The organism is Demequina phytophila (assembly GCF_000971135.1).
Classification (GTDB): domain Bacteria; phylum Actinomycetota; class Actinomycetes; order Actinomycetales; family Demequinaceae; genus Demequina; species Demequina phytophila.
In genome coordinates this window covers 46472-70747 of the sequence record NZ_BBLW01000004.1, presented here as the reverse complement: position 1 = coordinate 70747, position 24276 = coordinate 46472, and the positions used below count along the sequence as shown (strand labels likewise).

Below are 24276 nucleotides of genomic sequence, written 5' to 3'. Positions count from 1 at the left end.
CCTCAGCCCCGCAGCCGCGCGGCCGCCTCCACCACGCGCCCCGCGATCTGGCGCTCGTCGGCCCGCACCAGGTGGCCGTCGACCACCACGTCCTCACCCTGGACCAGCATGCGCCGCACGCGCGGCAGCGAGCCGAGCCCCAGGGCCGCCACGGGGTCCGCGATCCCGGCGTGCTCGACCTCGCCCAGCTCCCACAGCACGATGTCCGCGAGCTTGCCCGCCTCCAGGGACCCGATCTCGCGCTCGCGCCCCAGCACCCGCGCGCCGCCCGTGGTCGCCATCCGCAGGGCGTCGCGCACGGGCATCGCGCCGGCGCCGTCGCGCAGCCGCGCGAGCAGCGCCGCCTGCCGGATCTCCGAGCCCAGCCGGCCGTGCTCGTTCGATGCGGCGCCGTCCACGCCCAGCCCCACCGGCGCCCCCGCGTCCAGCAGCGCCCGGACGGGCGCGATCCCCGCGGCCAGGCGCGCGTTCGAGGACGGGCAGTGCGCGACACCGGTGCCGGTGGCCCCGAAGCGCGCCGCGTCCTCGTCGGACAGGTGGACGCAGTGGGCCATCCACACGTCGGGCCCCAGCCACCCGAGGGACTCGAGGTAGTCGGTGGGCGACATCCCGAACCGCTCGCGGCAGAAGGCCTCCTCCTCGACGGTCTCGGCGCCATGCGTGTGAAGGCGCACGTGGAGGTCGCGGGCCAGGGTCGCGGACTCGCGGAGCAGGTCGCTCGTGACGGAGAACGGCGAGCAGGGCGCGATCGCCACGCGCACCATCGAGTCGAAGGACCCGTCATGATGCCTGGTGACGGCCTCCGCGGAGGCCGCCAGCGCATCGTCCGTGGTCTCGACCGCGAAGTCGGGCGGCAGGCCGCCCTGCGACTCGCCCAGGTCCATCGACCCGCGGGTGGCGTGGAGGCGTAGGCCGAGCGCGCGGGACTCGTGCGCGATCGCGCCCACGATGTCGCCGGACCCGCGCGGGAAGATGTAGTGGTGGTCGCCCACGGTGGTGCAGCCCGAGCGCGCGAGCACGGCCATCGCGCCGGCGCCCGCGGCGCCCGCGGTGCCCTCGTCGATGCGCGACCAGGTCGGGTACAGCGCGACCAGCCAGTCGAAGAGGATCGAGTCCTGCGCCCACCCGCGGGTGAGCCACTGGTAGAGATGGTGGTGGGTGTTGATCAGGCCCGGCGTCACCAGCGCGCCGGTCGCGTCGATCCGGTCGGGGAAGGCGTCGCGCACGTCCGAGGGCGCCGAGCCCTCGCCCACGGACACGATCCGCCCGCCCCTCACCGCGACCCAGCCGCGGGGGAGCTCGGTGCCGGCGGGGTCCATCGTCACGACGTACCCGCCCTCGATCAGCGTGCTGCCTGCCATGTCGTCTCCCGGGGTGAGCCGCGCATCGTCCCGTCAGAGGCCGGTCGCGGAGAAGTGCATCCAGTCGTCGAGATCGGTCCAGGTGCCGCCCCACTCCCAGCCCTGGTCGGCGAAGTCCTCGATGATCTGACGCTGCGTCTCGATCATGCCCGGTCGCAGCCAGGTGCGGTCGCGGTACGCGCCCGCGAGCTCGGGGAACACGTAGCCGTCGCGGACCCACGGGTTGTGGAACGGGTTGATGTCGACGGCGAGGCCGGACGCGTGCTCCGACCAGACGTCGAAGCCGCCGGTGACCTTGCGGCACTCGAAGCTGATGGTGACGTTCTGGTCGCCGGTGTGGTCGCCGCGGACCTCGTCCCACGTGGTCACGCGCATCTCCTCGATGGGGAAGCGGCGCTCGTACATCTGCTCGAACACGGCGGCGAGCTCCTCGGCGTGCGCGGCGTTGGTGATCATCTCGCCCGTGTGGGGCTGCAGGTCGAAGCCCCAGAACGGCATGACGATGTAGGCCAGCTCCTTCGGCTTGACGGGGCACTCCTCGCGCCAGCTCGATCGCGCGAGGACCTCGGCGGGGACCTTCGAGACCTCGACGAACCAGTCGTCGGTGGCGGGGTCCGGGTAGGCGGTGGCGCCGGGCTCGAGCTGCCGGTCCTTGAGCTCGTCGGGCGTCTTCACCGGCTTGCCCAGGTCGTTGTCCTGCTTCTCGAGGACGGTGGTGCCCAGCCAGTCGGGGCGCGCGAATGGGCGCGCGATGACGTCGATCGTGGGGTCCGAGGCCGGCGCCGGCGTGACGGTCGCGGTGATCGCGGGCTGCGGCGCGGGCGTCTCGGTGACGGTGACGCGCGTCTCGGGCTCGCCGGGCGCGGTGCAGCCCGCGAGCAGGAGCGCCGTGACGGCGAGCGGGGCGGCGAGGCGCATGCGCACACGCTAGCGAGCGACGGGGGACGATGCCAGGGTCGGGTCGCGTGCGGGGCGTCGGGTGTCGGCGGGGCGTGGTGGGATAGGGGCGTGACAGACCCCACGGACCCGCGCGCACGCCACCAGGAGCTCGTCCAGGAGATCGAGGCGCACCGCCACGCGTACTACGAGCTCGACCAGCCCACCGTGTCCGACGGCGAGTACGACGCGCTCGAGCGCGAGCTGCGCGACCTCGAGGCGCGGTGGCCGGAGCTCGCGAGCCCGGAGAGCCCCACGCAGACCGTGGGCGGCGCGGTCGCCACGGGCTTCGCGTCGGTGAAGCACCGCGAGCGGATGATGAGCCTCGACAACGCGTTCTCGATCGAGGACGTCGAGGCGTGGCTCGCGCGCGTGGAGAAGGACGCGGGGCCGCAGGCGGTGGTCTGTGAGCCCAAGATCGACGGCCTGTCGATCTCGCTCACGTACGAGGACGGCGCGCTGGTGCGCGGCGTGACGCGGGGAGACGGGACCACCGGCGAGGACGTCACCGCGAACGTGCTGACCATCGCGGGGCTGCCCGTGACCCTGGCCGGTCCCCACGTGCCCGCGGTGGTCGAGGTGCGCGGCGAGGTCTTCCTCCCCGTCGCGGCGTTCGAGGAGCTCAACGCGCGGCTGCTGGAGGACGGCAAGGCGCCGTACGCGAACCCGCGCAACACGGCCGCGGGGTCGCTGCGGCAGAAGGACGCGTCCGTGACCGCGACGCGGCCGCTCGCGCTCACCACGTACGCGCTGGGCGCGCTCGAGTGGGGGGCCGCGGAGCCGCACCCGGCGATCGGCTCGCAGCACGGCATCTACGAGGTCCTCGCGTCCTGGGGGCTGCCGGTGACGGAGCACGCGCGCGTGGTGACCGGGGTGGCGGACGTCGCCGCGTACCTGCGCGAGCTCGAGGACAAGCGGCATGCCATGGTCCACGAGATCGACGGCGCGGTGCTCAAGGTCGATGACCGTGGGGTGCAGGGCGCCTTGGGCTCCACGTCGCGTGCGCCGCGCTGGGCGATCGCGTACAAGTTCCCGCCCGAGGAGGTTCACACCACGCTCGAGGACATCCGCGTGGACGTGGGCCGCACGGGTCGCGTCACGCCCTACGGCGTCATGACGCCCGTGCTCGTGGCCGGCTCGACGGTGACGTTCGCGACCCTCCACAACGCGCACGAGGTGGCGCGCAAGGGCGTGCTCATCGGCGACACCGTGGTGCTGCGCAAGGCGGGCGACGTCATCCCCGAGATCGTGGGCCCCGTGGTCGCGGCCCGGACGGGATCCGAGCGGGCGTGGGAGATGCCCGCGAACTGCCCGTCGTGCGGCACGCCGCTGGTCGAGCAGAAGGAGGGGGACAAGGACCTCCGCTGCCCCAACGCGGAGGGCTGCCCCGCGCAGATCGTGGACCGCATCGCGTTCATCGGCTCGCGCGGAGCCTTCGACGTCGAGGTGCTGGGGGAGAAGGCCGCGGCGGCCCTGGTGGAGTCGGGGGTGCTGCCCAACGAGGCGGGCCTGTTCGCGCTCACCGAGGAGGACCTGCGACGCGTGCCGCTGTTCGTGCTCGACAAGGACTCGAAGACACGCGGCGTCGTGCGGCACGCGGGCGACCTCAGCACGAATGGCGCGAAGCTGCTCGAGAACCTGGCCGCCGCGCGCACACAGCCGCTCTGGCGCGTGGTGGTGTCGCTGTCGATCCGGCACGTGGGCCCCACCGCGTCGCGCGCGCTCGCGACCGCGTTCGGGTCGATGGACGCGATCCGTGGCGCCTCCGAGGAGGAGCTCGCGGCGGTCGAGGGCGTCGGTCCGGTGATCGCGGACGCGGTGCTCCGGTGGTTCACGGTGCCGTGGCACGTCGAGATCGTGGAGCGGTGGGCCGCGGCGGGCGTCCGCATGGAGGATGAGCGCGACGAGTCCGTCGAGCGCACCCTCGAGGGCCTCACCGTGGTCGCGACGGGATCGCTCGAGGGCTTCACCCGCGACTCCGTGAAGGAGGCGATCATCTCGCGCGGAGGCAAGGCGGCATCGTCGGTCTCCAAGAAGACCGATTACGTCGTGATCGGCGCGAACGCCGGATCCAAGGCCGCGAAGGCCGAGGAGCTGGGGGTGCCGACGCTGGACGAGGCCGCGTTCGTGCGCCTGCTCGAGGGCGGGCCGGCCGCTCTCGCCTGAAACCCTGACGCCCTCGCAGGCCCGTGGGTAGGCTGGCCGGGAGGGGGAGGGAGGAGCCACGATGAGCAGCGCAGGAGTGATCGGAATCGTTGCGGGCGTGGTGGTCCTCGTGGTGCTCGTGGTCGCGATCGCGATCGCGGTGAGGAAGCGCCAGACCACCCCGCCGCCACCGCCCACGGACGCGGGGAGGGGCCCCACGGGCCAGCATCCCGACCCCGTCGAGGGCACGCCATCGGACACGTCGACGCCCCAGTGGGACCGTCGCATCGATCCCCGGGAGGGTCCACAGTGAGATTCGCGGTGCGCAGGGTCGGGCCGGACGAGAAGTCCCGCCTTCAGGAGATCGGAGAGCTGACCGCTCTGGCCTACCTCGCGGATGGTCTGGTCGACCATGCGCACCCCTACCTTCCGCAGCTCCGCGACGCCGCGGCGCGCGCGCAGGACGCCGAGCTGCTCGCCATGATGGACGGCGAGAAGGGCGAGGGGGCGATCGTGGGCACCATCACGCTCGTGCCGCCGGGCAGCCCCTTCATCGAGCTCGCCCAGGAGGCCGAGTTCGAGCTCCGCATGCTCGCCGTGAGCCCGATCGAGCGCGGGCGCGGCATCGGCCGCACCCTCACCCAGGCCGCGATGGACCGGGCGGTCGAGCAGGGGGCCACGCGCATCGTCCTGTCGACCATGGAGACCATGCATAGCGCCCACCGGCTCTACGAGCGGATGGGCTTCACCCGGCGCGAGGAGCTGGACTGGGTGGTGGTCGACAATCCCGACGGCAGCGTCACGCGGGTGCCGCTCGAGGGCGACGAGACCCCCGAGGGCGCGGTGCGCCTCATCGGGTACAGCTGGGAGCCGTGAGCCGCACCTCGCGCCACTAGACTCGACGCCATGTCTTCCCTTGATCGCTCCGATGTGGCGCGCCTCGCGGGGCTCGCGCGCATCGACATGTCCGACGCGGACCTCGACCGGCTCTCCGGTCAGCTCGCCGTGATCGTCGACGCCGTCGCCAAGGTGGCCGAGGTCGCCGGCGAGGACGTCCCCGCGACGAGCCACCCGATCCCGATGGCGAACATCCACCGCGAGGACGTGGTCCGCCCGTCTCTCGCGCAGGATGCCGCGCTGTCGGGTGCGCCCGATGCCGAGGACGGCCGCTTCCGCGTGCCGCAGATCCTGGGGGAGGAGGCGTGATGTCCGAGACCTCCTCCTTGACCGACTGGACCCGCGCGACCGCCGCCCGGATGGCCGACGCCCTCGCCGCGGGCGAGGTCACCTCGGTCGAGCTGGTGCAGGCGCACCTCGACCGCATCGCCGCCGTGGACGGCCCGGTCCACGCGTTCCTCCACATCGACGCCGAGGGCGCCCTCGAGACCGCCCGCGCGGTCGACGCGGACCGCGCCGCCGGCGTGTCCCTTCCGCGCCTGGCCGGCGTGCCGATCGGCATCAAGGACGTCCTCGTGACGAAGGGCCTGCCCACGACGGCCGGCTCGCGCATCCTTGAGGGCTGGATCCCGCCGTACGACGCGACCGTGACCCGCCGCGTGCGCGAGGCGCGCATGCCCATCCTGGGCAAGACCAACATGGACGAGTTCGCCATGGGCTCCTCCACGGAGCACTCGGGGTACGGCCCCACGCACAACCCGTGGGACCTGTCCCGGATCCCCGGCGGATCGGGTGGCGGCTCGGCCGCGGCGCTCGCGGCCTTCGAGGCGCCCCTCACCATCGGCTCGGATACCGGCGGCTCGATCCGCCAGCCCGCGTCGGTCACCGCGACGGTGGGAGTGAAGCCCACCTACGGCGGCGTCTCCCGCTTCGGCGCGATCGCGCTGGCCTCGTCGCTCGACCAGCTGGGCCCGTGCGGGCGCACCGTGCTCGACACAGCGCTTCTGCACGAGGTCATGGGCGGCCACGACGAGATGGACGCGACGTCGCTCGACGAGCCGGTCCCGGCCGTGGTGTCCGCCGCGCTCGAGGGTGCGGCCATGGACCTCACCGGCGTGAAGGTGGGCGTGGTCCGCGAGCTCAGCGGCGCCGACGGCGGCTACCAGGCCGGCGTGACGCAGCGCTTCGAGGAGTCGCTCGCCCGCCTGCGTGACATGGGTGCCGAGGTCGTCGAGGTCTCCTGCCCGTCCTTCGAGTACGCGCTCGCCGCCTACTACGTCATCCTCCCCTCGGAGGCATCCTCGAACCTCGCGAAGTTCGACTCGGTGCGCTTCGGGCTCCGTGTCGAGAGGTCGACGGTCGAGAAGACCATGCTCGCGACCCGCGCCGAGGGCTTCGGAGACGAGGTCAAGCGCCGCATCATCCTCGGCACCTACGCGCTGTCGGCGGGCTACTACGACGCCTACTACGGCTCCGCGCAGAAGGTCCGCACGCTGGTGCAGCGCGACTTCGACGCCGCGTTCGCGCAGTGCGACGTGCTGGTGTCGCCCACCACGCCGACCACGCCGTTCAAGATCGGCGAGCGCATCGACGACCCGCTGGCGATGTACCTCAACGACATCGCAACGATCCCCGCCAACCTCGCGGGCATCCCCGGCATGTCGCTGCCGTCGGGCCTCGCGCCCGAGGACGGGCTGCCGGTCGGCTTCCAGATCCTGGCGCCGGCCCATGAGGACGCCCGTCTGTACCGCATCGGCGCCGCCCTCGAGGCGTCGCTCGCTGCCGAGTGGGGCGGCCCGTTGTCCGCGCAGGCCCCCGAGCTGGAGGTCGCCCAGTGACCACGATGACGTACGAGCAGGCGATGGAGGAGTTCGACCCGGTCTTCGGCATCGAGGTCCACGTCGAGCTCAACACCAAGACGAAGATGTTCTGCGGCTGCGCCAACGAGTTCGGCGCGGAGCCGAACACGCAGGTGTGCCCGGTCTGCCTGGGGCTTCCCGGCGCGATGCCGGTGACCAACCAGAAGGCCGTGGAGTCGGCGATCCGCCTGGGCCTCGCCCTGGGGTGCTCGATCCGCGAGTCGTCGCGCTTCGCCCGGAAGAACTACTTCTACCCGGACCTCTCGAAGGACTACCAGATCTCGCAGTACGACGAGCCGACGTGCTACGAGGGCTCGCTCGACGTGGTCCTCGACGACGGCACCGTGGTGACGGTCGCCATCGAGCGCGCGCACATGGAGGAGGACGCCGGAAAGAACACCCACGTAGGTGGCTCGGGCGGCATCCAGGGCGCCGACTACTCGCTGGTCGACTACAACCGCGGCGGTGTGCCGTTGGTCGAGATCGTGACCAAGCCCATCACGGGCATGGGCGACCGGACCGCCGAGGTGGCGCGCGCCTACGTCGCGACCATCCGCGACATCGTGCGGGGCCTGGGCATCTCCGACGGCCGCATGGAGCAGGGCTCGGTGCGTGCCGACGTCAACCTGTCGCTGCGTCCCAAGGGGGTCGCGGGGGAGTCGCAGGACGACGTCCCGTTCGGCAAGCGCTCCGAGACCAAGAACGTCAACTCGCTGCGTGCCATCGAGCGCGCGGTGCGGTTCGAGGCCTCGCGTCAGGCGTCGCTGCTGCTCGCGGGTAAGCCCGTGGTGCAGGAGACCCGCCACTGGCACGAGGACACGTCTTCGACCACGCCGGGCCGCTCCAAGGAGGAGGCGGAGGACTACCGCTACTTCCCCGAGCCGGACCTGCTGCCGGTCGAGCCGGCCCGCGAGTGGGTCGAGGAGCTGCGGGGCACCATCCCCGAGCACCCCGCCAAGATGCGGGCCCGCCTGCGCGAGGAGTGGGGCTTCTCCGACCTGGAGATGCGCGACGCCGTGGCCGCGGACGCGTTGGACCTCATCGCGTCGACAGTGGCCGCCGGCACGTCGGCCCAGGCCGCGCGCAAGTGGTGGATGGGCGAGCTGTCGCGCGTCGCGAACGACCGTGAGGTCGCGCTCGCCGCGCTGCCCGTCACGCCGGCCGGGATCGCGGAGCTCCAGGGGCTCATCGACTCCGGCAAGATCAACGACAAGCTCGCGCGCCAGGCGCTCGAGGGCGTCCTCGCGGGCGAGGGCTCGCCCTCCGAGGTGGTCGCCTCCCGTGGTCTCGAGGTCGTGTCCGACGACTCGGCGCTCGAGAAGGCCGTGGACGATGCTTTGGCCGCCCAGCCCGACGTGCTCGCCAAGATCCAGGACGGCAAGGTCCAGGCCGCGGGCGCGATCGTGGGCGCGGTGATGAAGGCCACGCGCGGCCAGGCCGATGCCGGGCGGGTGCGGGAGATCATCCTGCAGCGCGCGGGCGTCGAGGGCTGATCCCGGAACCCGAGGAGCCTCGAGAATGCTCAGCGAGACCCCCGTTCGCCGCGTCGCGAGCGGGGGTCTCGCGCGTTCCGGCCCCGCCTGCGCCCTCACGTTCGACGACGGCCCGAACGGCCTCGACACGGTGCGGCTGCTCGACTTCCTCAAGTCGCGCGGGATCCGTGCCGTGTTCGCGGTGATAGGCGAGGAGATCCTGCGGCCGTCGGGTATCTCCGCCGACGGCACGCCGATCCCCGCGGGTGCGGACGTTCTGCGCAGGATCGTCGCGGACGGGCATGTCCTGTGCAACCACTCGACGTCGTATGAGGACATGGGGCAGTGGAACGCGCTCGACGTGCGCGACGACATGCTGCGCAACCTCGAGATCATCGAGGCCGCCGTGGGCGACATCCCGGTGCCGTACTGGCGGGCGCCCAACGGCTCGTGGGGCGTGACCGCGCCGGTGGCGGTGCGTCTCGGGATGCAGCCGCTCGACGTGGCGAACACCGTCGAGGACTGGGTCGAGCAGGACCCCGCGGTGCTCGCGTCGCGGCTGCGGCTGGCCATGGTGCCGGGGGAGCTGGTGCTGCTGCACGACGGTGGGGGCAACCGCTCCGGCACAGTCGACGCCGTCATCGAGGTCGTGAGCGAGCGGCTCGACGAGGGCTGGAGCTTCGTGCTGCCCGAGATGCCGTAGCGGCTACTGGTCTCGGCGGCACCTAGGCCACACCCGGCCCCGGGGTCTCAACGACTCAACGCGCCTGGACGTGCGTGTGCGGCGCCGCCCGGGTGGGTGGCGCCGCGGGGCGGGGCAGCTATGTGGGCGGGCGGGCGGAATCGTCGCTGTCGGTGGTGGCCTTCTTGTTCCAGGGTCGGGGGGTGCCGAAGCGTGCTCGTCCGCCTTGCCAGGGTGTCCGCGTGGGGTCGACGGTGGCGGGTGGGATGAACCAGATCTCGGTGTCGGTGGCCCTGATCTGCCAGCCCTGATCATGGATCACGTGGTGACAGTGGGAGCAAAGAAGTGCCCCGTTGGACAGGTTCGTGGGGCCGCCTCTGGACCAGAAGATGATGTGGTGAGCTTCTGCCCATGCCGGGGGTGCTCCGCACTTCGCGCAGCCGCCGTCACGCTCGCCCAGGGCGATGCGTTGAGCCTTGGAGAACGGGTAGATGCGGTGTCCGAGCTTGAGCAGCTCGCCCTGGGTGCCTACGAGGGCGGGCACGATGATCGCGGTGGCGGCCATGCGCAACGCGATGCTCATCCCGATGGGTGTGGCACAGCCGTCGACCTCAGCTAGGCCTGTGCCGGATTCGAGGTCGGCTGCGGTGGCGCGGACGACGACGGTGGTGGTGCCGAACAAGGCGGTGGTGGTCTCGCAGCCCAGGGCGTGGCGGGCGAGGTCGGCTAGCGCGTCGGCTCGCATCTGCTCGGTGGTGCGGACGTCCTCGCCGGGGGTGTTGCGGCTGGCGTGGATCGCGTCACCGACGCGCTTGCTCAACGCTGCTTGTAGGGGTGCGGCGGTCTCGGGATCGAGCACGCCGTGGAGCTCGACCATGCCCTCACGGTTGTTCCAGATCTTCAGATACCGTTCCCGACGCTTCTGGGCCAGGGTGCGCTCATGCTGCTCCACGTCCAGCGCGGCCTTGAAACCGCGCACGATCGAGGCGAACTTGCCCGAATCCAACCCCTGGGCGCGCTTGACGAGGTCGGCTGCGGCCTCCTCCTTCGCCTCATCCGTCACGTCCTCCGACAGCGAGTCGAGCATGATGAGGATCTGCGACCCGCAATCCGCGGAGATCTGTCCCGCGTCGAGCGCCTCGGTCACGATCGCGCGGTAGCGCACCTGAGGGGTGGGCTGAGGGCCCTGCGGCTCGGGAGGATCGTTGCCCTCGGGATCATCAGGATCCGGACCGTCATCGGGTTCATCGGGATCCGGCTCATCGGGATCCGGCTCAGGATCAGGCTTGGGCGTGCCACCCTTCTCGCGCTCCTCGAGCGCACGTCCGACCTCGATCAGACGGACAGCCTCAGCCTTGTGAGTCCCCATCCGCGACGCGACCAGATCGGCCGCGCAGCGGAAGCCATGACGCTTCGCGAGCCCACCCCCGGGCACATCGGACTGGACCTCGATATCGCGCGCGGTACGTGCGAGGACCAGGTCCATCTCGGCGGCGACCTGCGCCGCCGCCGCGAACCGTTCGACCGCATCCGGCGAGCCGCCCACGGAAGCCAGCGCACGCATCGTCCCCACCGCGACCCGGGCATCCACACACGCCGACGCGAACCCGGCGCCAGAGCCGCCAGGCGAGTCATCGAACAGGTGTGCTGCATCCATGTGACCATCACACCACCGGGGTCTGACAATCAGGACAAAGCGGAAACCGACTGTGGAGAACTTCCGCGCGAGCACTCTTGACCTTCCATCCGACTGGAAGGAATAGCGTGCGGAGTAGCTGCCACTCCCGAGGAGGTCCCCATGGCACACGACCACGCGACCATGTCGCACGAGGCGCCGGCACACCGCCATGCCGAGCACACCGGACACGACGCGCACGCCCACCACGGCACCGATCACAGCGGCCACGCGGACCTGTTCCGGCGCCTCTTCTGGTGGAACCTTCTGCTCGCGATCCCGGTGATCGCGACCAGCGAGATGGTCGAGGGATGGCTGGGCTACGACCTTCCCGGCAGCGCCTGGATCCCGCCCCTGCTGGGCACCGTGATCTACGCCTGGGGTGGCTGGCCGTTCCTCAGCATGGCCTGGCGCGACGAGATCACCGCCCGCAAGCCCGGCATGATGACCCTCATCTCGCTCGCGATCACCGTGGCATTCGGAGCCTCCGCAGCGAGCACCCTCGGCATCGGCGACCTGAGCTTCTGGTGGGAGCTCGCCGCGCTGATCGTCGTGATGCTGCTGGGTCACTGGCAGGAGATGAAGGCGGTGGGTCAGGCGCGCGGCGCCCTCGCGGCGCTCGCCGAGCTCCTTCCGGACGATGCGGAGCGCACCACCGCGGACGGCGGCACCGAGCACGTGGGGCTAGCCGAGCTGACGACGGGTGACGTGGTGGTGGTGCGACCGGGCGGTCGGGTCCCGGCCGACGGCACCATCAAGAAGGGCCGCGCCAGCGTCGACGAGTCGATGATCACCGGCGAGTCCGCTCCCGTGGCCAAGGACGAGGGTGATCGCGTGGTCGCCGGCACCGTCGCCACCGACGGCTCCCTCCGCATCGAGGTGACTGCCACCGGCGACGAGACCGCGCTCGCCGGGATCCAGCGGATGGTGCAGGAGGCCCAGGACAGCCGCTCGGGCACCCGCCGGCTCGCCGACCGTGCTGCCGCCTGGCTCTTCTGGATCGCCCTCGCGGCGGCGGCGATCACCTTCGTCGCCCACGTCTTCGCGGGGGAGCCCGCGCAGGGCCTGTCCGCGGCGGTCTCGGTTCTCGTGATCGCGTGCCCCCACGCGCTCGGCCTCGCGATCCCGCTGGTGATCGCGATCGCCACCTCGAGCTCCGCCAAGCAGGGCATCCTCATCAAGGACACCGCCGCGCTCGAGGCGATGCGCACCGTCGACGCCGTCCTGTTCGACAAGACCGGCACCCTCACCGAGGGCTCCCACGAGCTCACCGGCGTCGCGACCGTCGACGGCTGGGACGAGGACCGGATGCTCGCGCTCGCCGCGGCCGTCGAGTCCGATGCGGAGCACCCGATCGGGCGCGCCGTGGTCGCGGCGGCGAAGGGCCGCGACCTCACCATCGCCAGCCCCGAGGACGTCGAGACCCTCCCCGGGCGCGGCGTGCGCGCCACCGTCGACGGCCAGGCCGTCGCCGTGGGTGGGCCGAGCCTGCTCGACCACCTGGGCGTCACCGCCCCCGGCAGCCTGGACGATGCGGCGGCCGGGTGGCGCGACAAGGGCGGCGCCGTCCTCTACGTGGTGGCGGGCGGGGAGGTGGTGGGCGCCTTCACCACGGCGGATCCGATCCGGCCCGAGTCCCGCCAGGCCGTGGACGCCCTCCACGCCCGGGGCATCGCCGTCGCGCTCATCACCGGCGACTCCGCGGCCGTCGCCAACGCTGTCGCGGCGGAGCTCGGCATCGACGACGTCTTCGCCGAGGTCCTTCCCGATGACAAGGACAAGGCCGTGGGCGACCTCCAGAGCCGCGGGAAGCGCGTGGCGATGGTGGGCGACGGGGTGAACGATGCGCCCGCCCTGGCGCGCGCCGACGTGGGCCTCGCGATCGGCGCGGGGACGGACGTGGCGATGGAGGCCGCCGGGGTGGTCCTGGCGAGCTCCGACCCGCGCGGAGTGGTCGGCGTGATCGAGCTGTCCCGCGCGAGCTACCGCAAGATGCGCCAGAACCTCGTCTGGGCGACCGGCTACAACGCGGTCGCGATCCCGGTCGCGGCGGGCGCGCTGCAGTGGGCCGGCATCACGATGCCGCCCGCCGTCGCCGCGATCGCGATGAGCCTCTCGACGATCGTCGTCGCGCTGAACGCGCAGCTGCTGCGGCGCGTGAGCCTCAAGCCCGAGGAGGCCTGAGGCTCACGCGCCCGTGCTCAGCCGTGGGCGAGCCGCTCGAGCAGCAGCGCCTGCGCCACCACCATGCGCTCGATCTCGGCGGGGTCCACCGACTCGTCCGACGCGTGGATGCGCGACTTCTCCATGTCCTCGGGGCCCCACAGCACGAACTCCGCGGCCGGGCACGCCTCGTGGAGCGTCTGGAGCAGCGGGATCGACCCGCCGGAGCCCACCTCCGACGCCTCGGCGCCGAACGCCTCCTCCATCGCGGCACGCGCGGCCTCGACGCCGGGGCCGCCGCCAGGGACCAGGAACGCGGGCGCCGCCTTGATCCGGCGCACGGACACCTGTGCGCCCCACGGCGCGTGGCTCTCGAGGTGCGCGACCAGGGCGTCCAGCTCCGCCTCGGGGTTCGAGCCGGGCACGATCCGCATGGAGATCTTCGCGGACGCCTGCGGGAGGATCACGTTCGAGGACCCCGCGATCGACGTGGTGTCGACGCCGATCGCGTTGATCGAAGGCTTCGCCCACAGCCGGTCGGAGATGGTGCCGGTGCCGATGAGCGACACCCCGTCGAGCAGCGGCACCCCCTCGAGGAAGCTCTCCTCGCTCTGCACCGCACCCGACCACGCGCCGCCCGAGACGCCCGCGACGGCCACGTCCCCGGCATCGTCCACCAGGCTGGACAGGAGGCGCGCGAGCGCCATCATCGCGTCCGGCGCGGCGCCGCCGAAGACCCCGGAGTGGAGCGGGTGCTCGAGCGTGCGCACCGTCACCACACAGGACACGTCGCCGCGCAGCGCGGTGGTGAGCACGGGCTCGGCGGACACCAGGTTGCCCATGTCGCAGATGACGAAGAGGTCGCACTGGAACAGATCGGGGTTGGCCTCGACGAACTCCTCGAGGTTGCTCTCGGTCTCCTCCATGCCCTCGAGGATGAGCCGGATGGTGACCGGCGGCTTCCCGTCGAACGCGCGCAGCGTGCCCAGGTGTGTGGCCAGGCCCGACTTGTCGTCGGCGGCGCCGCGGCCGTAGATGCGTCCGTCGTCCTTGACCGTCGCCATGAACGGGTCCGACGTCCAGCCCTGCGACTCGGGGGCCGGCTGCACGTCGTAGTGCGCGTACAGCACCACGACCGGGGACCCGGGAGGGCCGGGCAGCTCCGCGTAGATCGGCGGGTAGCCGTGCGGCACGTCGCCGTAGTGCGCATCCGTGAAGCCGGCCTCGCGGAACAGCTCGAGGGTGCGCTCGGCCATGCGATGCATGGGCTCCTCGGGATAGCCGGGGAACGCGATCGACGGGATCGAGATGAGCTCCTTGAGGTCCTCGATCACGCCGGGCATGAGCGCCCTGACCTTCTCCTGGATCTCCGCTGCGGGCATGAGGGATGGCCTTTCCGTGAGGGGGGCTAGAAGAACGCGCCGATCACCGCGCCGGCGACGATCGTACTGACGGACAGGATCAGCATCGGCACGAAGAAGCTGTGGTCCAGGAGCTTCGTGCCGAGCTTGGTGGAGCCGGTGAGGTCGAAGTTCGCGGCCGCGATCTGCGGGCCGTTGGCTGGCAGCGTGTAGACACCGCCGAGCGCGCCCGCCCACATGCCGGTCACCACCCCGGCGGGCAGCCCCGCCGCGAGCCCGATCGGCACGATGGTCCGCGTCGCGGTCGACTGGCTGGTGGTCATCGCGGCGACCAGGAACACCGCCACCGCGAACAGGAACCGCCAGTCCGTGACCCACGCGCCCACCGTCGACACGATGTACTCCTCGTGCGCCGCGATGAACGTGGCGGTCAGCCACGCGATCCCGAACAGCGCGATCGCGGCGACCATGCCGGCCTTGAACACCGACTGGTCCGGTACCGACGCGACCTTCGGCCGCCCCACCAGGATGATCGCCGCGCTCACCACGAACATCACCAGCACGATCGTGTTGGTCATGTCGATCCGCACCGTCTCACCGTCGACCAAGTAGGACGGGCGCAGGTTCTCGAAGATGCCGAACAGCACGATCGCCGCGACCCCGATGAGGAACATGATCGCCGAGTTGCGGCCCCGTGCCGTGTAGGTGAGACGGGACGATGCGGTGCCCCCGGCATCGTCCCGCGGCGCCTCGAGCGCGCCGGCGGCGATGCGTGCCTGGATCTCCGGGTCGTCGTCCATGTCCTTCCACATGCGGTTGACCACGAGGGCGGTGACGACGATGCCGATCACGCACGCCGGGAACGTGATCGCGAGGATCTGCGCGAGCCCCAGGTTGTAGGGCGCGACGTCGGTGAGCGTGAGCATCGCCGCCATCGCGGCGGAGACGGGGGAGGCCGCGAGCGCGATGCCCGACTGCACGACGGTCACCGTGAGCGGCCGCGCCGGCCGGATCCCGTTCTTCACGGACAGGTCGTAGACCACCGGCAGCAGCGGGTACACGACGTTGCCGGTGCCGGCCCCCGCGCACAGCAGGAACGCCGTCAGCGGCGCGATGAGGGTGATCTGCCTGGGGCGTTTCTCGATCACCTTCGCCGCCATGGCGACCATCCAGTCGATGCCGCCGGCGGCCTGCATGAGCGCGGCCGCGGTCACGACGCCGAGGATGATCGCGATGGCCGCTGCCGGAGCCTCGCCGGGCGCCTCGCCGAACACGAAGATGAGGATGAACGTGCCGACGCCGCCCCACACGCCGACGCCCACGCCGCCGGCACGCGTGCCCAGCACGATGCACGCGAGCACCACGACGGCCTCGAGCACGAAGCTGACGGTCATGAAGCGGGCCCTCCTCGGTCGACCCGGGCCCTCGTCGGCCCCCCACTCGCTGACACTACGCGCGCGCTCCGACAGCCGCCTGGCGAGGGACGATGCGCCGCTCGCCGGCCTCGCCGCGGCACCCGGGCGCGTGCGTGCCTATCCTGACGTGAGCGGGGCGTCGACGGCGACGGCCCCCTGACGGGAGCATCACCATGAGCACCGTACCCACCACCGGCACGCCCCTTCCGGCGCTGACCGCGGAGCAGCTGTCCGAGGTCCTCGCGCTGCTGCCGGGCAGCGACTCCGTCGAGCTCAAGGCCACCGTGCCCGGCGTCGACAGGCGACGCGTGGTCGAGCGCCTCGGCATGGACCCGCTGGAGGCGGAGCTGCGGCAGGTCGCGTTCTTCGACACCGCGGACCTCGCACTCGACCGCGCCGGCGTGGTGGTGCGGGCGCGGCGCATCCAGAAGAAGCCGGGAGACTCGGTGGTGAAGCTGCGGCCGGTCGACCCGGCCGACCTCAGCGAGGAGCTGCGGGCCGCGCCCGGCTTCGGTGTCGAGATCGATGCGATGCCCGGCGGGTTCGTGTGCTCGGCGCGCATGAAGGCCGAGGCGGAGGACAAGGACCTGCGGCGCGTGTTCCTGGGCGACCGGCCTGTGCGGCGCCTCTTCACCAAGGAGCAGCGTGCGCTGTTCGAGGCCCACGCGCCCGAGGGCGTCGATTGGGACGACCTCCGCGTGCTGGGCCCCATCACGCTGCTCAAGCTCAAGTTCGCGCCCGAGGGCTTCGCGCATCGCATGGTCGCGGAGCTGTGGGCCTATCCGGACGGCTCCCAGATCCTCGAGCTGTCGACCAAGTGCACGCCCGACCGCGCGTTCGAGGTGGCCGCGGAGACCAAGGCGTACCTCGCGACGCGGGGTGTCGACCTGGGTGCGCCGCAGCAGACCAAGACGCGCACTGCGCTCGAGTACTTCGCGTCCATCGACGCGTAGGCGTCGTTCGCGCATAGCCGCCCTGCGCATCGTCCCGCGCAGAACGAAGCCCCCACGGCCCCGAACAGGAGGGGGACCGTGAGGGCTTCGCCACGGCGCGGCGGCCGCGGCCGCCGGGTGATGCGACCCGGCTAGGCCACGTATGCGGATGCCGCCGCGTCGTACGCGTCCCGGATGCCGGGGCGCGAGTCCAGGGCAGGTGCTGCCACCACCGCGAGCGGCCACGAGGGACGCGCGCCTGTGAGGGCCCACGCCGCCTGCACGGCCGCTCCCGCCGCAACGTACTCGCCTGGCTCGGGAATCTCCACCGGCACGTCGAACACCTGTGCCGCGATGGCCTGCACGGCCGGGTTCTGCGCCGCGCCTCCGACCAGCAGCAGGCGCTTGGCCGCGACGCCCTGCGCGAGGATCGCGTCGAGCCCCACGCCCTGCGCGCACAGCATCCCCTCGATGGCCGCGCGGGCGAGGTTCTCGCGCGTGGTCGAGGCGAGTGTCAGACCCGTGAGGGACGCTGTGGCCGTGGGGAGGTTGGGCGTGCGCTCGCCCTCGAAGTACGGGACGAGCGTGGCGCCGTCGGCGCCGGGGGAGGCGGCCAGGGCGAGCTCGCCGAGCTCGTCGTGGGTGACGCCGAGGACGCGCGCGAAGGAGTCGAGCACGCGTGCCGCGTTGAGCGTGCACACCAGGGGAAGGAACTCGCCCGATGCGGATGCGAAGCCCGCCACGGTGCCGGTCGGGTCCGGCACGGACGTCTCCGTCACCGCGAACACCGTGCCCGAGGTGCCCAGGGAGATCACCACATCGCCCACGGTGGCGCCGAGCCCCAGGCCGGCCGCGGCGTTGTCGCCGGCACCGGGGCCCACCACGCAGTCGTCGCGGTGCGCGATGTCGGCGTGAACGGTGCCCGCGCGATCGCCCGGACCGAGCACCCGTGGGACCACCGCATCGTGCCCGAGCGCGGCGGCGAGCAGCTCGCGGTCGTACTCGCCGGTGGCGGCGCTCCAGTAGCCGGTGCCCGACGCGTCCGAGCGGTCGGTGGTGAGCTCCTCGAGCACGGGACCCAGCGGGGACGATGCCGCGGGCCCGTAGCCGCGCAGGCGCCAGGTCAGCCAGTCGTGGGGGAGAGCGACGGCGGCGACGCGGGCGGCGAGGGCGGGTTCGGCGTCGCGGAGCCAGCGGAGCTTGGTCGAGGTGAAGGAGGCCACGGGCACCAGGCCGGTGCGCTCGGCGAGCGTCTCCGCACCGAGCTCCGCGATGAGGTCGGCGGCGGCACCGGCGGAGCGCGTGTCGTTCCACAGCAGCGCGTCGTGGACCGCCACGCCGTCGGAGTCGAGTGCGACCATGCCGTGCTGCTGCCCGCCCACGGAGATCGCGCCGACGTCGGCGAGCCCGCCGGCCTGCCCGATCGCGCTCAGCAGGGCGTCCCACCACCGCTCGGGGTCCACGGCGGTGCCGTCGGGGTGGGAGGCGCGTCCCTGCCGGACCACGGTGCCCGTCTCGAGGTCGCGGATCACCACCTTGCAGGACTGGGTGGAGGAGTCGACTCCGGCGACGAGCGTCATGGGCGGGGCCTTTCGGTGCGGTGGGTCCTGGGATGAGGGAGGCGGGGGAGAGGGGTGCGCCCCGGCCGCTCCAAGGAGGAAGGGCGGCCGGGGCGCGGGTACCGGGACGTGCCCGGAGGAGGGAGGGTCAGCGGGCGCCCATCAGGTGCTCGACGGCGAGCTGCTGCAGGCGGACGAACCCGAAGCCGTTGCCGTTGTAGTAGGCGTCCGCGTCGAAGTCCTCGAACGCGGAGCGGTCCGCGAGGAGGTCCGCGACGGATTCGCCCTCGGCCAACGTGGTCTGCGCGAGCTCGTGCTGCTTGGTGGCCGCGATGGCCTCCTGGACCTCGGGGTCGGCGCGGAAGGCCGCGGCGCGCTCCTTGAGGATGAGGTACATGCGCATGTTCGCCTTCGCGGACTCCCACACGCCTTCGTAGTCCTCGGTGCGCGAGGGCTTGTAGTCGAAGTGGCGCGGGCCGGTGTACGCGTTGCCGCCGTTGGGTCCGCCGTTCTCGAGCAGGTCGACCAGGGCGAACGCGTTCTGCAGGTCGCCGTGGCCGAACACGAGGTCCTGGTCGTACTTGATGCCGCGCTGGCCGTTGAGGTCGATGTGGAACAGCTTGCCGTGGTCCAACGCCTGCGCGATGCCGGCGGTGAAGTTGAGGCCGGCCATCTGCTCGTGGCCCACCTCGGGGTTGAGGCCCACCATGTCGGGGTCGTCAAGCGTGTTGATGAACGCCATCGCGTGGCCGACCGTGGGCAGCAGGATGTCGCCGCGGGGCTCGTTGGGCTTGGGCTCGATCGCGAAGCGGATGTCGTAGCCCTTCTCCTTGACGTACGCACCGAAGAGGTTCGCGGCCTCGCGGTAGCGCTCGAGCGCGACGCGGATGTCCTTGGAGAAGTCGTACTCCGCGCCCTCGCGGCCGCCCCACATGACGAACGTGGTGGCGCCCAGCTCCGCCGCGAGATCGATGTTGCGCAGGATCTTGCGGACGGTGAAGCGGCGGACATCGCGGTCGTTCGAGGTGACGCCGCCGTCCTTGAACACGGGGTGGCTGAACGTGTTGGTGGTGATCATCGGGATCTTCATCCCGGTCTCCTCGCACCCCTTCTTGAGCGCGTCGATCGCCGCGCGACGGTCCGCGTCGGAGGATCCGAACGGGAACAGGTCGTCGTCGTGGAAGGTCATACCGTAGGCGCCCAGCTCGGCGAGCTTGTGGATCGCCTCGACGGCATCGAGCGGCCCGCGGCTCGCGCCGCCGAACGGGTCAACGCCCTGCCAGCCGATGGTCCAGAGGCCGAACGTGAACTTGTCGGCCGGGGTGGGGGTGAAGGACATCGCGTCTCCAGTCATCGTCGAACGGGTTAAAATGTTCCCGCAGAGAACATATACCCGCGAGAGGGTCTCGTCAAAGCGGGCGCGGGACGATGCCGCGGCGGGCTTCCGCGCGGTGTGGCGGCGGGCGCCCGGGAGGGGCGTGGCCTGTCCATGCGAGGGGGAGCGGTGCGGAATACTGGCGAGCACTGGGGAGGTGCGATGACCGAGGACGCGACGGGCACGGACATGCCGGCACAGCCGGAGGTTCCCGCGCGCATGGCCGCCGCCCGCGGCAGCCGGAACGACCACACGCGTCGCCACAACCTCTCCTCGCTCGTCACCGCGGTCCACTACGGCGGACCCCTCACCCGTGCGCAGCTCACCCGCGACACGGGTCTCAACCGGTCGACCATCGGGGGCCTGGTCACCGAGCTCGCCGAGCTCGGCCTCGTGATCGAGGACGCCGCCGCGGAGACGGGCGCGGTGGGCCGCCCGAGCCTGATCGTGCGCCCGCGCGTCGACGTCGCGGCGCTCGCGCTCCACCCCGATGTCGACGCGCTCGAGCTGGGCGCCGTCGCGATCGACGGGACGGTGGTCGCGCGGCGCCGCACCTCGGTCGACGCGCCGCCCACGCCCGCCGACGCCGTCGCGTTCGCGCGCGAGGCCGCGCGCGACATCGCCGCCGAGATGCCGGGCCTGCGCGTGGTCGGCGCCGGTGCCGCCGTCCCCGGGCTGGTCGCGATCGACGGGTCGACCGTCGTCGCGGCACCCCACCTGGGCTGGCGCGACGTCGACCTGGGCGCCGCGCTCGCGGAGGTGTTCGACTTCCCGATCGCCGTGGGCAACGACGCGAACATGGGCCTGCGCGCGGAGTGGAGCTTCGGGTCGGCGCGCGGCGTCGACACGGTGGTCTACCTCAACGGATCGGCATCCGGCATCGGCGGTGCCGCATTGGTGGGCGGCCGCATGCTCCGCGGCGGCCGTGGTTACGGCGGCGAGTTCGGCCACATGATGATCCGTTCGGACGGCGACCGCTGCTCGTGCGGCCGGTCCGGCTGCCTCGAGACCGAGCTCAACGCTCACCGCCTGGATGCCGCCGCACACGACGCCCCGGCGTTCGACGCGCTCGCCTCGACGCTTGCGACCGCGATCGCGAACCTCGAGTGCGCGTTCGACCCCGACCTGGTCCTGCTGGGCGGGTACCTGGGCGCGCTCTTCGACGCGCGTCGCGACCTGGTCGCCGCGCGCGTGCGTGAGCTCGCGTTCCGCCCGGACGCCGAGGACGTCGCGATCGCGCGCGCACGGCTGGGTCGCAACCGCCTCCTCATCGGCGCTGCGGAGCGTGCCTTCGCGCCGCTGCTCGAGGACCCGGCGGGCGTCCCGCTCGTCGCGCTGTAGCCGGCGAGCCGCCTGGCACACTGGCGGCATGATCACCGTCTCCGTGCCCGATCAGGCCGTCGCGGACGCGCTCGGCGACCCCGGTCCCGACGCACGCGTCATCGTGTGGAACCCCGCCGAGACGGACCCGCCCGAGGACGAGCGCGACCGCATCGCGATCGCGTGCCTCGCGCACGCCACGGGCGGGCGCCGCGTGTACGGGCGGCTCGCGACCTGCGCGAAACTCGAGGTGATCCAGCTGCCGTCCGCGGGCTTCGAGCACGCCGTCCCGTTCGTCCCGCCGGGCGTCGCGCTCGCGAACGCGCGTGGCGTGCACGACACCCGCGTGGCGGAGATGACGCTCCTGCTCGCACTCGCGTCCCAGCGCCGTCTGCCGGCCTTCCTCGACGCGCAGCGCCGGGGAGTGTGGGAGCCCGACTTCCAGGCGCCGTCGCTCGCGGACTCGCGCGCGCTCGTCGTCGGCTACGGCAGCATCGGCGAGGCGATCGGCGCCCGGCTGCGTGCCAGCGAGGTCGAGGTGGAGGGCGTGGCCCGCACCGCGCGGATCGCCCCCGACGGCACGCGCGTCCATGCCGTCGGGGACCTGCCGGCCGTGCTCCCGCACCACGACATCGTCATCATCGTCACACCGCACAGCGAGGAGACGGACCGGATGGTCGACGCCGCCTTCCTCGCCGCGATGCCCGATGGCGCGCTGCTCATCAACGTGGGCCGCGGCAAGGTGGTCGATTCGGACGCCCTGCTCGCGGAGCTTCGGTCCGGCCGTCTGCGAGCCGCCCTCGACGTCACCGATCCCGAGCCGCTCCCCGACGGCCACCCGCTGTGGTCCGCACCGGGCTGCATCGTGGTCCCGCATGTCGCGGGTGTGGAGCACCTCACCAACCGGCGGTACACGGACGTGGTGCGCCGTCAGATCGCGGCGTGCAGGTCGGGCGACGAGCCCGTGAACCTGGTGCTGATGGGCGCCTTCCCCGCGTGAGCCCCCCTCGATCGCGGGGAAGGCACCGCCCCTCAGCTGTGGCGCTCCCGTGGCGGGAGGTGGGTCCCTTCGGGCGCCTCACCTGGCCAGGCTAGGACGGTTCCGCGCGGCCTGCACAGTGGTCGTGACCGTTTTGTGACCAAAGACGGAACCTTTTCGCGCCGTCGTACGTTTAGCCGCGCTCGTGGGCGAGCAGCCACCGTTTGCGCTCCACCCCGCCGGCGTAGCCGGTGAGCGAGCCGTCCGCCCCGACCACCCGATGGCACGGCACCGCGACGGTGAGCGGGTTGCGGCCGATCGCCCCGGCGACGGCCCGCACCGCGGACTGGCGCCCGATCGCGTCCGCCACCTCGGCATAGGTCCGGGTCTCACCCGCGGGGATGTCGCGCAGCGCCTCCCACACCTCGCGCTGGAACGGCGTGCCCGGCGCGACAGCGTCGACCGGGACGTCGGCCGCGTCGCCGGTGAAGTACGCCGCGAACGCGGCCGCCGCGCCGTCGAGCACCGCGTGGACCGCGGGGGAGGCGGCGTCGTCGAGCGCCGGTCGTCGCCGGTGGTCCGCGAAGAACGCGCCCACCAGCGCCGTGTCCGACGCGACCAGCGTGAGCGGGCCCAGCGGGGTGTCGACGTCGCGCCGCACCCACGTGCTCGAGGTCAGCGTGGTCATGAGATCCGTCCTTCCGTCACCGCGGTCCACAGGTGCATCGCCGCGTAGGCGCGCCACGGTCGCCACGCCTCGGCCGCCTCGGTCAGCGCCTTCACGTCGAGCCCGGCCGCCTTCTGCAGCACCAGGTCCCCCGCCGGGAAGGCGTCGGGGTCTCCCAGCGCCCGCAGCGCCACGTACTCCACGGTCCACGGCCCGATCCCGCGCACCGCCAACAGATTCGCCCGTGCCTCCGCCCGGTCCGCGCCCGGGCCCAGGTCCAGCGTGCCGTCGAGCAGCCCGCGCGCCACCGCGGAGATCGCGCGCCACCGCGCCTGCGGGATCAGCCCCGTCGCTGGGTCCACCTCGACCAGCGCCTCCGCGGTGGGGAACAGCCGCGCGCCTTCCGGGGCCTCCGGGTCGAGCGGCGCCCCGAACCGCGCCACGACCGACCCGAGGGTCCGCCTCGCCCCCGCGACGCTCACCTGCTGGCCCACGACGGCGCGGACCACCATCTCGAACGGGTCCACCGCGCCCGGCACCCTCAGTCCCGGCACCGCCGTGACCATGGGGGACAGCAGGGACGATGCGCGGAGCGCCTGATCGACGGCCGTCGGGTCCGCGTCGAGGTCCAGCAGTCGGCGGCATCGCGCGACCGCGGCGCCCAGGTCGCGCACGTCGGCGAGCGCGAGGCTCGCCGCGACGTGGCCGTCCTCCGCTCGTAGGCGCACCTGCGCGCCGCCGTGCGGGAGGAGCATCGTCCTCCCGTAGGTGGACCCGTCCCACGTCTCGACGCCGTCGAGCGCGCGGGCGCCCACGAAGGCGAGCGTCCTGCCCACGGACGCCGGGGCGCGGTGACGCAGCCTGAGCTCGAGCGTCGTCGCCCCCGCCGCACCCGGTCCGCCGCCCGACGACCGCCCGCGCACCTGCGTCGGCGTCAGCGCCCACGCCGCCTTGGCGGCGTCGTTGAACTGGCGCACCGAGCCGAACCCCGCCGCGAACGCGACCTCCGACACCGGCATCGCCGTGCCCTCGAGGAGCGTCCGCGCGTGGTGGAGGCGGTGCGCGATGGCGAGCGCCTGCGGGCTCGCGCCCAGCTCGTCCACGAGCACGCGCGCCACGTGCCGCTCGGTGTAGCCGAGGCGCCTCGCGAGCCCCGCGACGCCCTCGCGCTCGACCAGGCCGTCGTCGATCAGCCTCATCGCGCGGCTCGCCACGTCCTCCCCGACCCTCCAGCGGGGCGAGCCCGGCGCATCGTCCGGGAAGCACCGCCGGCAGGACCGGAACCCGGCGCGCTGCGCCGCCGCGGCGCTCGGGTAGAAGCTCACGTTCGCACGGGCCGGCGTGCGTGCGGGGCAGGACGGGCGGCAGTAGATGCCGGTGGTGTGGACGGCGGTGATGAACTGCCCGTCGTAGCGCGCGTCCTTGCCGCGGATCACCGCATAGCGCGTGTCGTCGTCCCACATGCCCACGAGTGTGAC

Annotated in this window: 20 protein-coding genes; 11 read left to right on the top strand and 9 right to left on the bottom strand. The window is 72.5% G+C overall.

Annotated features, from left to right (window positions below; genetic code table 11):
* Positions 1 to 2: 2 nt before the first annotated feature.
* Both AOM01_RS07275 and AOM01_RS07270 read right to left on the bottom strand, forming a co-directional pair.
* Complete coding sequence (locus AOM01_RS07275; protein WP_062291198.1) at positions 3 to 1361, bottom strand: 8-oxoguanine deaminase; 1359 nt, start codon at positions 1359 to 1361, stop codon at positions 3 to 5.
* A gap of 33 nt (positions 1362 to 1394) precedes the next feature.
* The gene (locus AOM01_RS07270) at positions 1395 to 2279 is read right to left on the bottom strand and encodes a M15 family metallopeptidase (protein WP_062291195.1); all 885 of its coding nucleotides are present in this window, start codon (positions 2277 to 2279) and stop codon (positions 1395 to 1397) included.
* A 90-nt stretch (positions 2280 to 2369) separates the two neighbouring features.
* Here AOM01_RS07270 and ligA point away from each other — a divergent pair, with 90 nt between their 5' ends.
* The 7 genes from ligA to AOM01_RS07235 all read left to right on the top strand — a co-directional run bounded on the left by ligA (position 2370) and on the right by AOM01_RS07235 (position 9373).
* The gene (gene ligA, locus AOM01_RS07265; protein ID WP_062291192.1) at positions 2370 to 4463 is read left to right on the top strand and encodes an NAD-dependent DNA ligase LigA; all 2094 of its coding nucleotides are present in this window, start codon (positions 2370 to 2372) and stop codon (positions 4461 to 4463) included.
* A 61-nt stretch (positions 4464 to 4524) separates the two neighbouring features.
* Positions 4525 to 4755: a DUF6479 family protein gene (locus tag AOM01_RS07260; RefSeq protein ID WP_156155885.1), complete on the top strand. Its 231-nt coding sequence runs from the start codon at positions 4525 to 4527 to the stop codon at positions 4753 to 4755.
* Complete coding sequence (locus AOM01_RS07255; protein ID WP_228374244.1) at positions 4752 to 5318, top strand: GNAT family N-acetyltransferase; 567 nt, start codon at positions 4752 to 4754, stop codon at positions 5316 to 5318. The genes AOM01_RS07260 and AOM01_RS07255 overlap by 4 nt, the downstream gene beginning before the upstream one ends.
* A gap of 30 nt (positions 5319 to 5348) precedes the next feature.
* Positions 5349 to 5648: an Asp-tRNA(Asn)/Glu-tRNA(Gln) amidotransferase subunit GatC gene (gatC, locus tag AOM01_RS07250; RefSeq protein ID WP_062291186.1), complete on the top strand. Its 300-nt coding sequence runs from the start codon at positions 5349 to 5351 to the stop codon at positions 5646 to 5648.
* Positions 5648 to 7177, top strand: coding sequence for an Asp-tRNA(Asn)/Glu-tRNA(Gln) amidotransferase subunit GatA (gene gatA, locus AOM01_RS07245; RefSeq protein ID WP_228374243.1), 1530 nt, complete (start codon positions 5648 to 5650; stop codon positions 7175 to 7177). Before gatC ends, gatA begins: the two co-directional genes overlap by 1 nt.
* Before the next feature lie 5 nt (positions 7178 to 7182).
* Positions 7183 to 8691, top strand: a complete 1509-nt coding sequence (gatB, locus tag AOM01_RS07240; protein WP_062291824.1) for an Asp-tRNA(Asn)/Glu-tRNA(Gln) amidotransferase subunit GatB — start codon at positions 7183 to 7185, stop codon at positions 8689 to 8691.
* A gap of 25 nt (positions 8692 to 8716) precedes the next feature.
* On the top strand, positions 8717 to 9373 hold the full coding sequence (locus tag AOM01_RS07235) for a polysaccharide deacetylase family protein (protein ID WP_062291183.1): 657 nt from the start codon (positions 8717 to 8719) through the stop codon (positions 9371 to 9373).
* 118 nt (positions 9374 to 9491) lie between these two features.
* On the opposite strand, the gene AOM01_RS07230 is transcribed toward AOM01_RS07235, so the two are convergent.
* Positions 9492 to 11258, bottom strand: coding sequence for an HNH endonuclease (locus tag AOM01_RS07230; RefSeq protein ID WP_169746532.1), 1767 nt, complete (start codon positions 11256 to 11258; stop codon positions 9492 to 9494).
* Between AOM01_RS07230 and AOM01_RS07225 the strand changes: the two genes are divergently transcribed.
* Positions 11151 to 13211 carry a heavy metal translocating P-type ATPase gene (locus AOM01_RS07225; RefSeq protein ID WP_062291177.1) on the top strand — a complete coding sequence of 687 codons (2061 nt, stop codon included), beginning with the start codon at positions 11151 to 11153 and terminating at the stop codon, positions 13209 to 13211. The genes AOM01_RS07230 and AOM01_RS07225 overlap by 108 nt on opposite strands.
* 17 nt (positions 13212 to 13228) lie before the next feature.
* On the opposite strand, the gene AOM01_RS07220 is transcribed toward AOM01_RS07225, so the two are convergent.
* Together AOM01_RS07220 and AOM01_RS07215 are read right to left on the bottom strand one after the other, a co-directional pair.
* Entirely contained in the window at positions 13229 to 14572 is a 1344-nt protein-coding gene (locus AOM01_RS07220) for a M20/M25/M40 family metallo-hydrolase (protein WP_062291174.1), read from the bottom strand.
* Positions 14573 to 14598: 26 nt separating this feature from the next.
* Complete coding sequence (locus tag AOM01_RS07215; protein ID WP_062291170.1) at positions 14599 to 15945, bottom strand: anaerobic C4-dicarboxylate transporter family protein; 1347 nt, start codon at positions 15943 to 15945, stop codon at positions 14599 to 14601.
* A 194-nt stretch (positions 15946 to 16139) separates the two neighbouring features.
* Between AOM01_RS07215 and AOM01_RS07210 the strand changes: the two genes are divergently transcribed.
* Positions 16140 to 16919 (top strand): hypothetical protein, encoded by a 780-nt coding sequence (locus tag AOM01_RS07210; protein WP_062291167.1) that lies wholly within the window; start codon positions 16140 to 16142, stop codon positions 16917 to 16919.
* A gap of 131 nt (positions 16920 to 17050) precedes the next feature.
* Here the strand turns inward: AOM01_RS07210 and xylB are convergent, their stop codons facing one another.
* Both xylB and xylA read right to left on the bottom strand, forming a co-directional pair.
* Positions 17051 to 18478, bottom strand: coding sequence for a xylulokinase (xylB, locus tag AOM01_RS07205; RefSeq protein ID WP_062291164.1), 1428 nt, complete (start codon positions 18476 to 18478; stop codon positions 17051 to 17053).
* A gap of 127 nt (positions 18479 to 18605) precedes the next feature.
* On the bottom strand, positions 18606 to 19796 hold the full coding sequence (gene xylA, locus AOM01_RS07200) for a xylose isomerase (protein ID WP_062291161.1): 1191 nt from the start codon (positions 19794 to 19796) through the stop codon (positions 18606 to 18608).
* A gap of 198 nt (positions 19797 to 19994) precedes the next feature.
* Between xylA and AOM01_RS07195 the strand changes: the two genes are divergently transcribed.
* Positions 19995 to 21173 carry an ROK family protein gene (locus tag AOM01_RS07195; RefSeq protein WP_062291157.1) on the top strand — a complete coding sequence of 393 codons (1179 nt, stop codon included), beginning with the start codon at positions 19995 to 19997 and terminating at the stop codon, positions 21171 to 21173.
* A gap of 28 nt (positions 21174 to 21201) precedes the next feature.
* Positions 21202 to 22152: a 2-hydroxyacid dehydrogenase gene (locus AOM01_RS07190; protein ID WP_062291154.1), complete on the top strand. Its 951-nt coding sequence runs from the start codon at positions 21202 to 21204 to the stop codon at positions 22150 to 22152.
* Positions 22153 to 22324: 172 nt separating this feature from the next.
* Here AOM01_RS07190 and AOM01_RS07185 read toward each other — a convergent pair whose 3' ends face one another.
* The gene (locus AOM01_RS07185) at positions 22325 to 22819 is read right to left on the bottom strand and encodes a methylated-DNA--[protein]-cysteine S-methyltransferase (protein WP_062291151.1); all 495 of its coding nucleotides are present in this window, start codon (positions 22817 to 22819) and stop codon (positions 22325 to 22327) included.
* Positions 22816 to 24261: an AlkA N-terminal domain-containing protein gene (locus tag AOM01_RS07180; protein WP_174441887.1), complete on the bottom strand. Its 1446-nt coding sequence runs from the start codon at positions 24259 to 24261 to the stop codon at positions 22816 to 22818. Before AOM01_RS07180 ends, AOM01_RS07185 begins: the two co-directional genes overlap by 4 nt.
* Positions 24262 to 24276 lie beyond the last annotated feature (15 nt).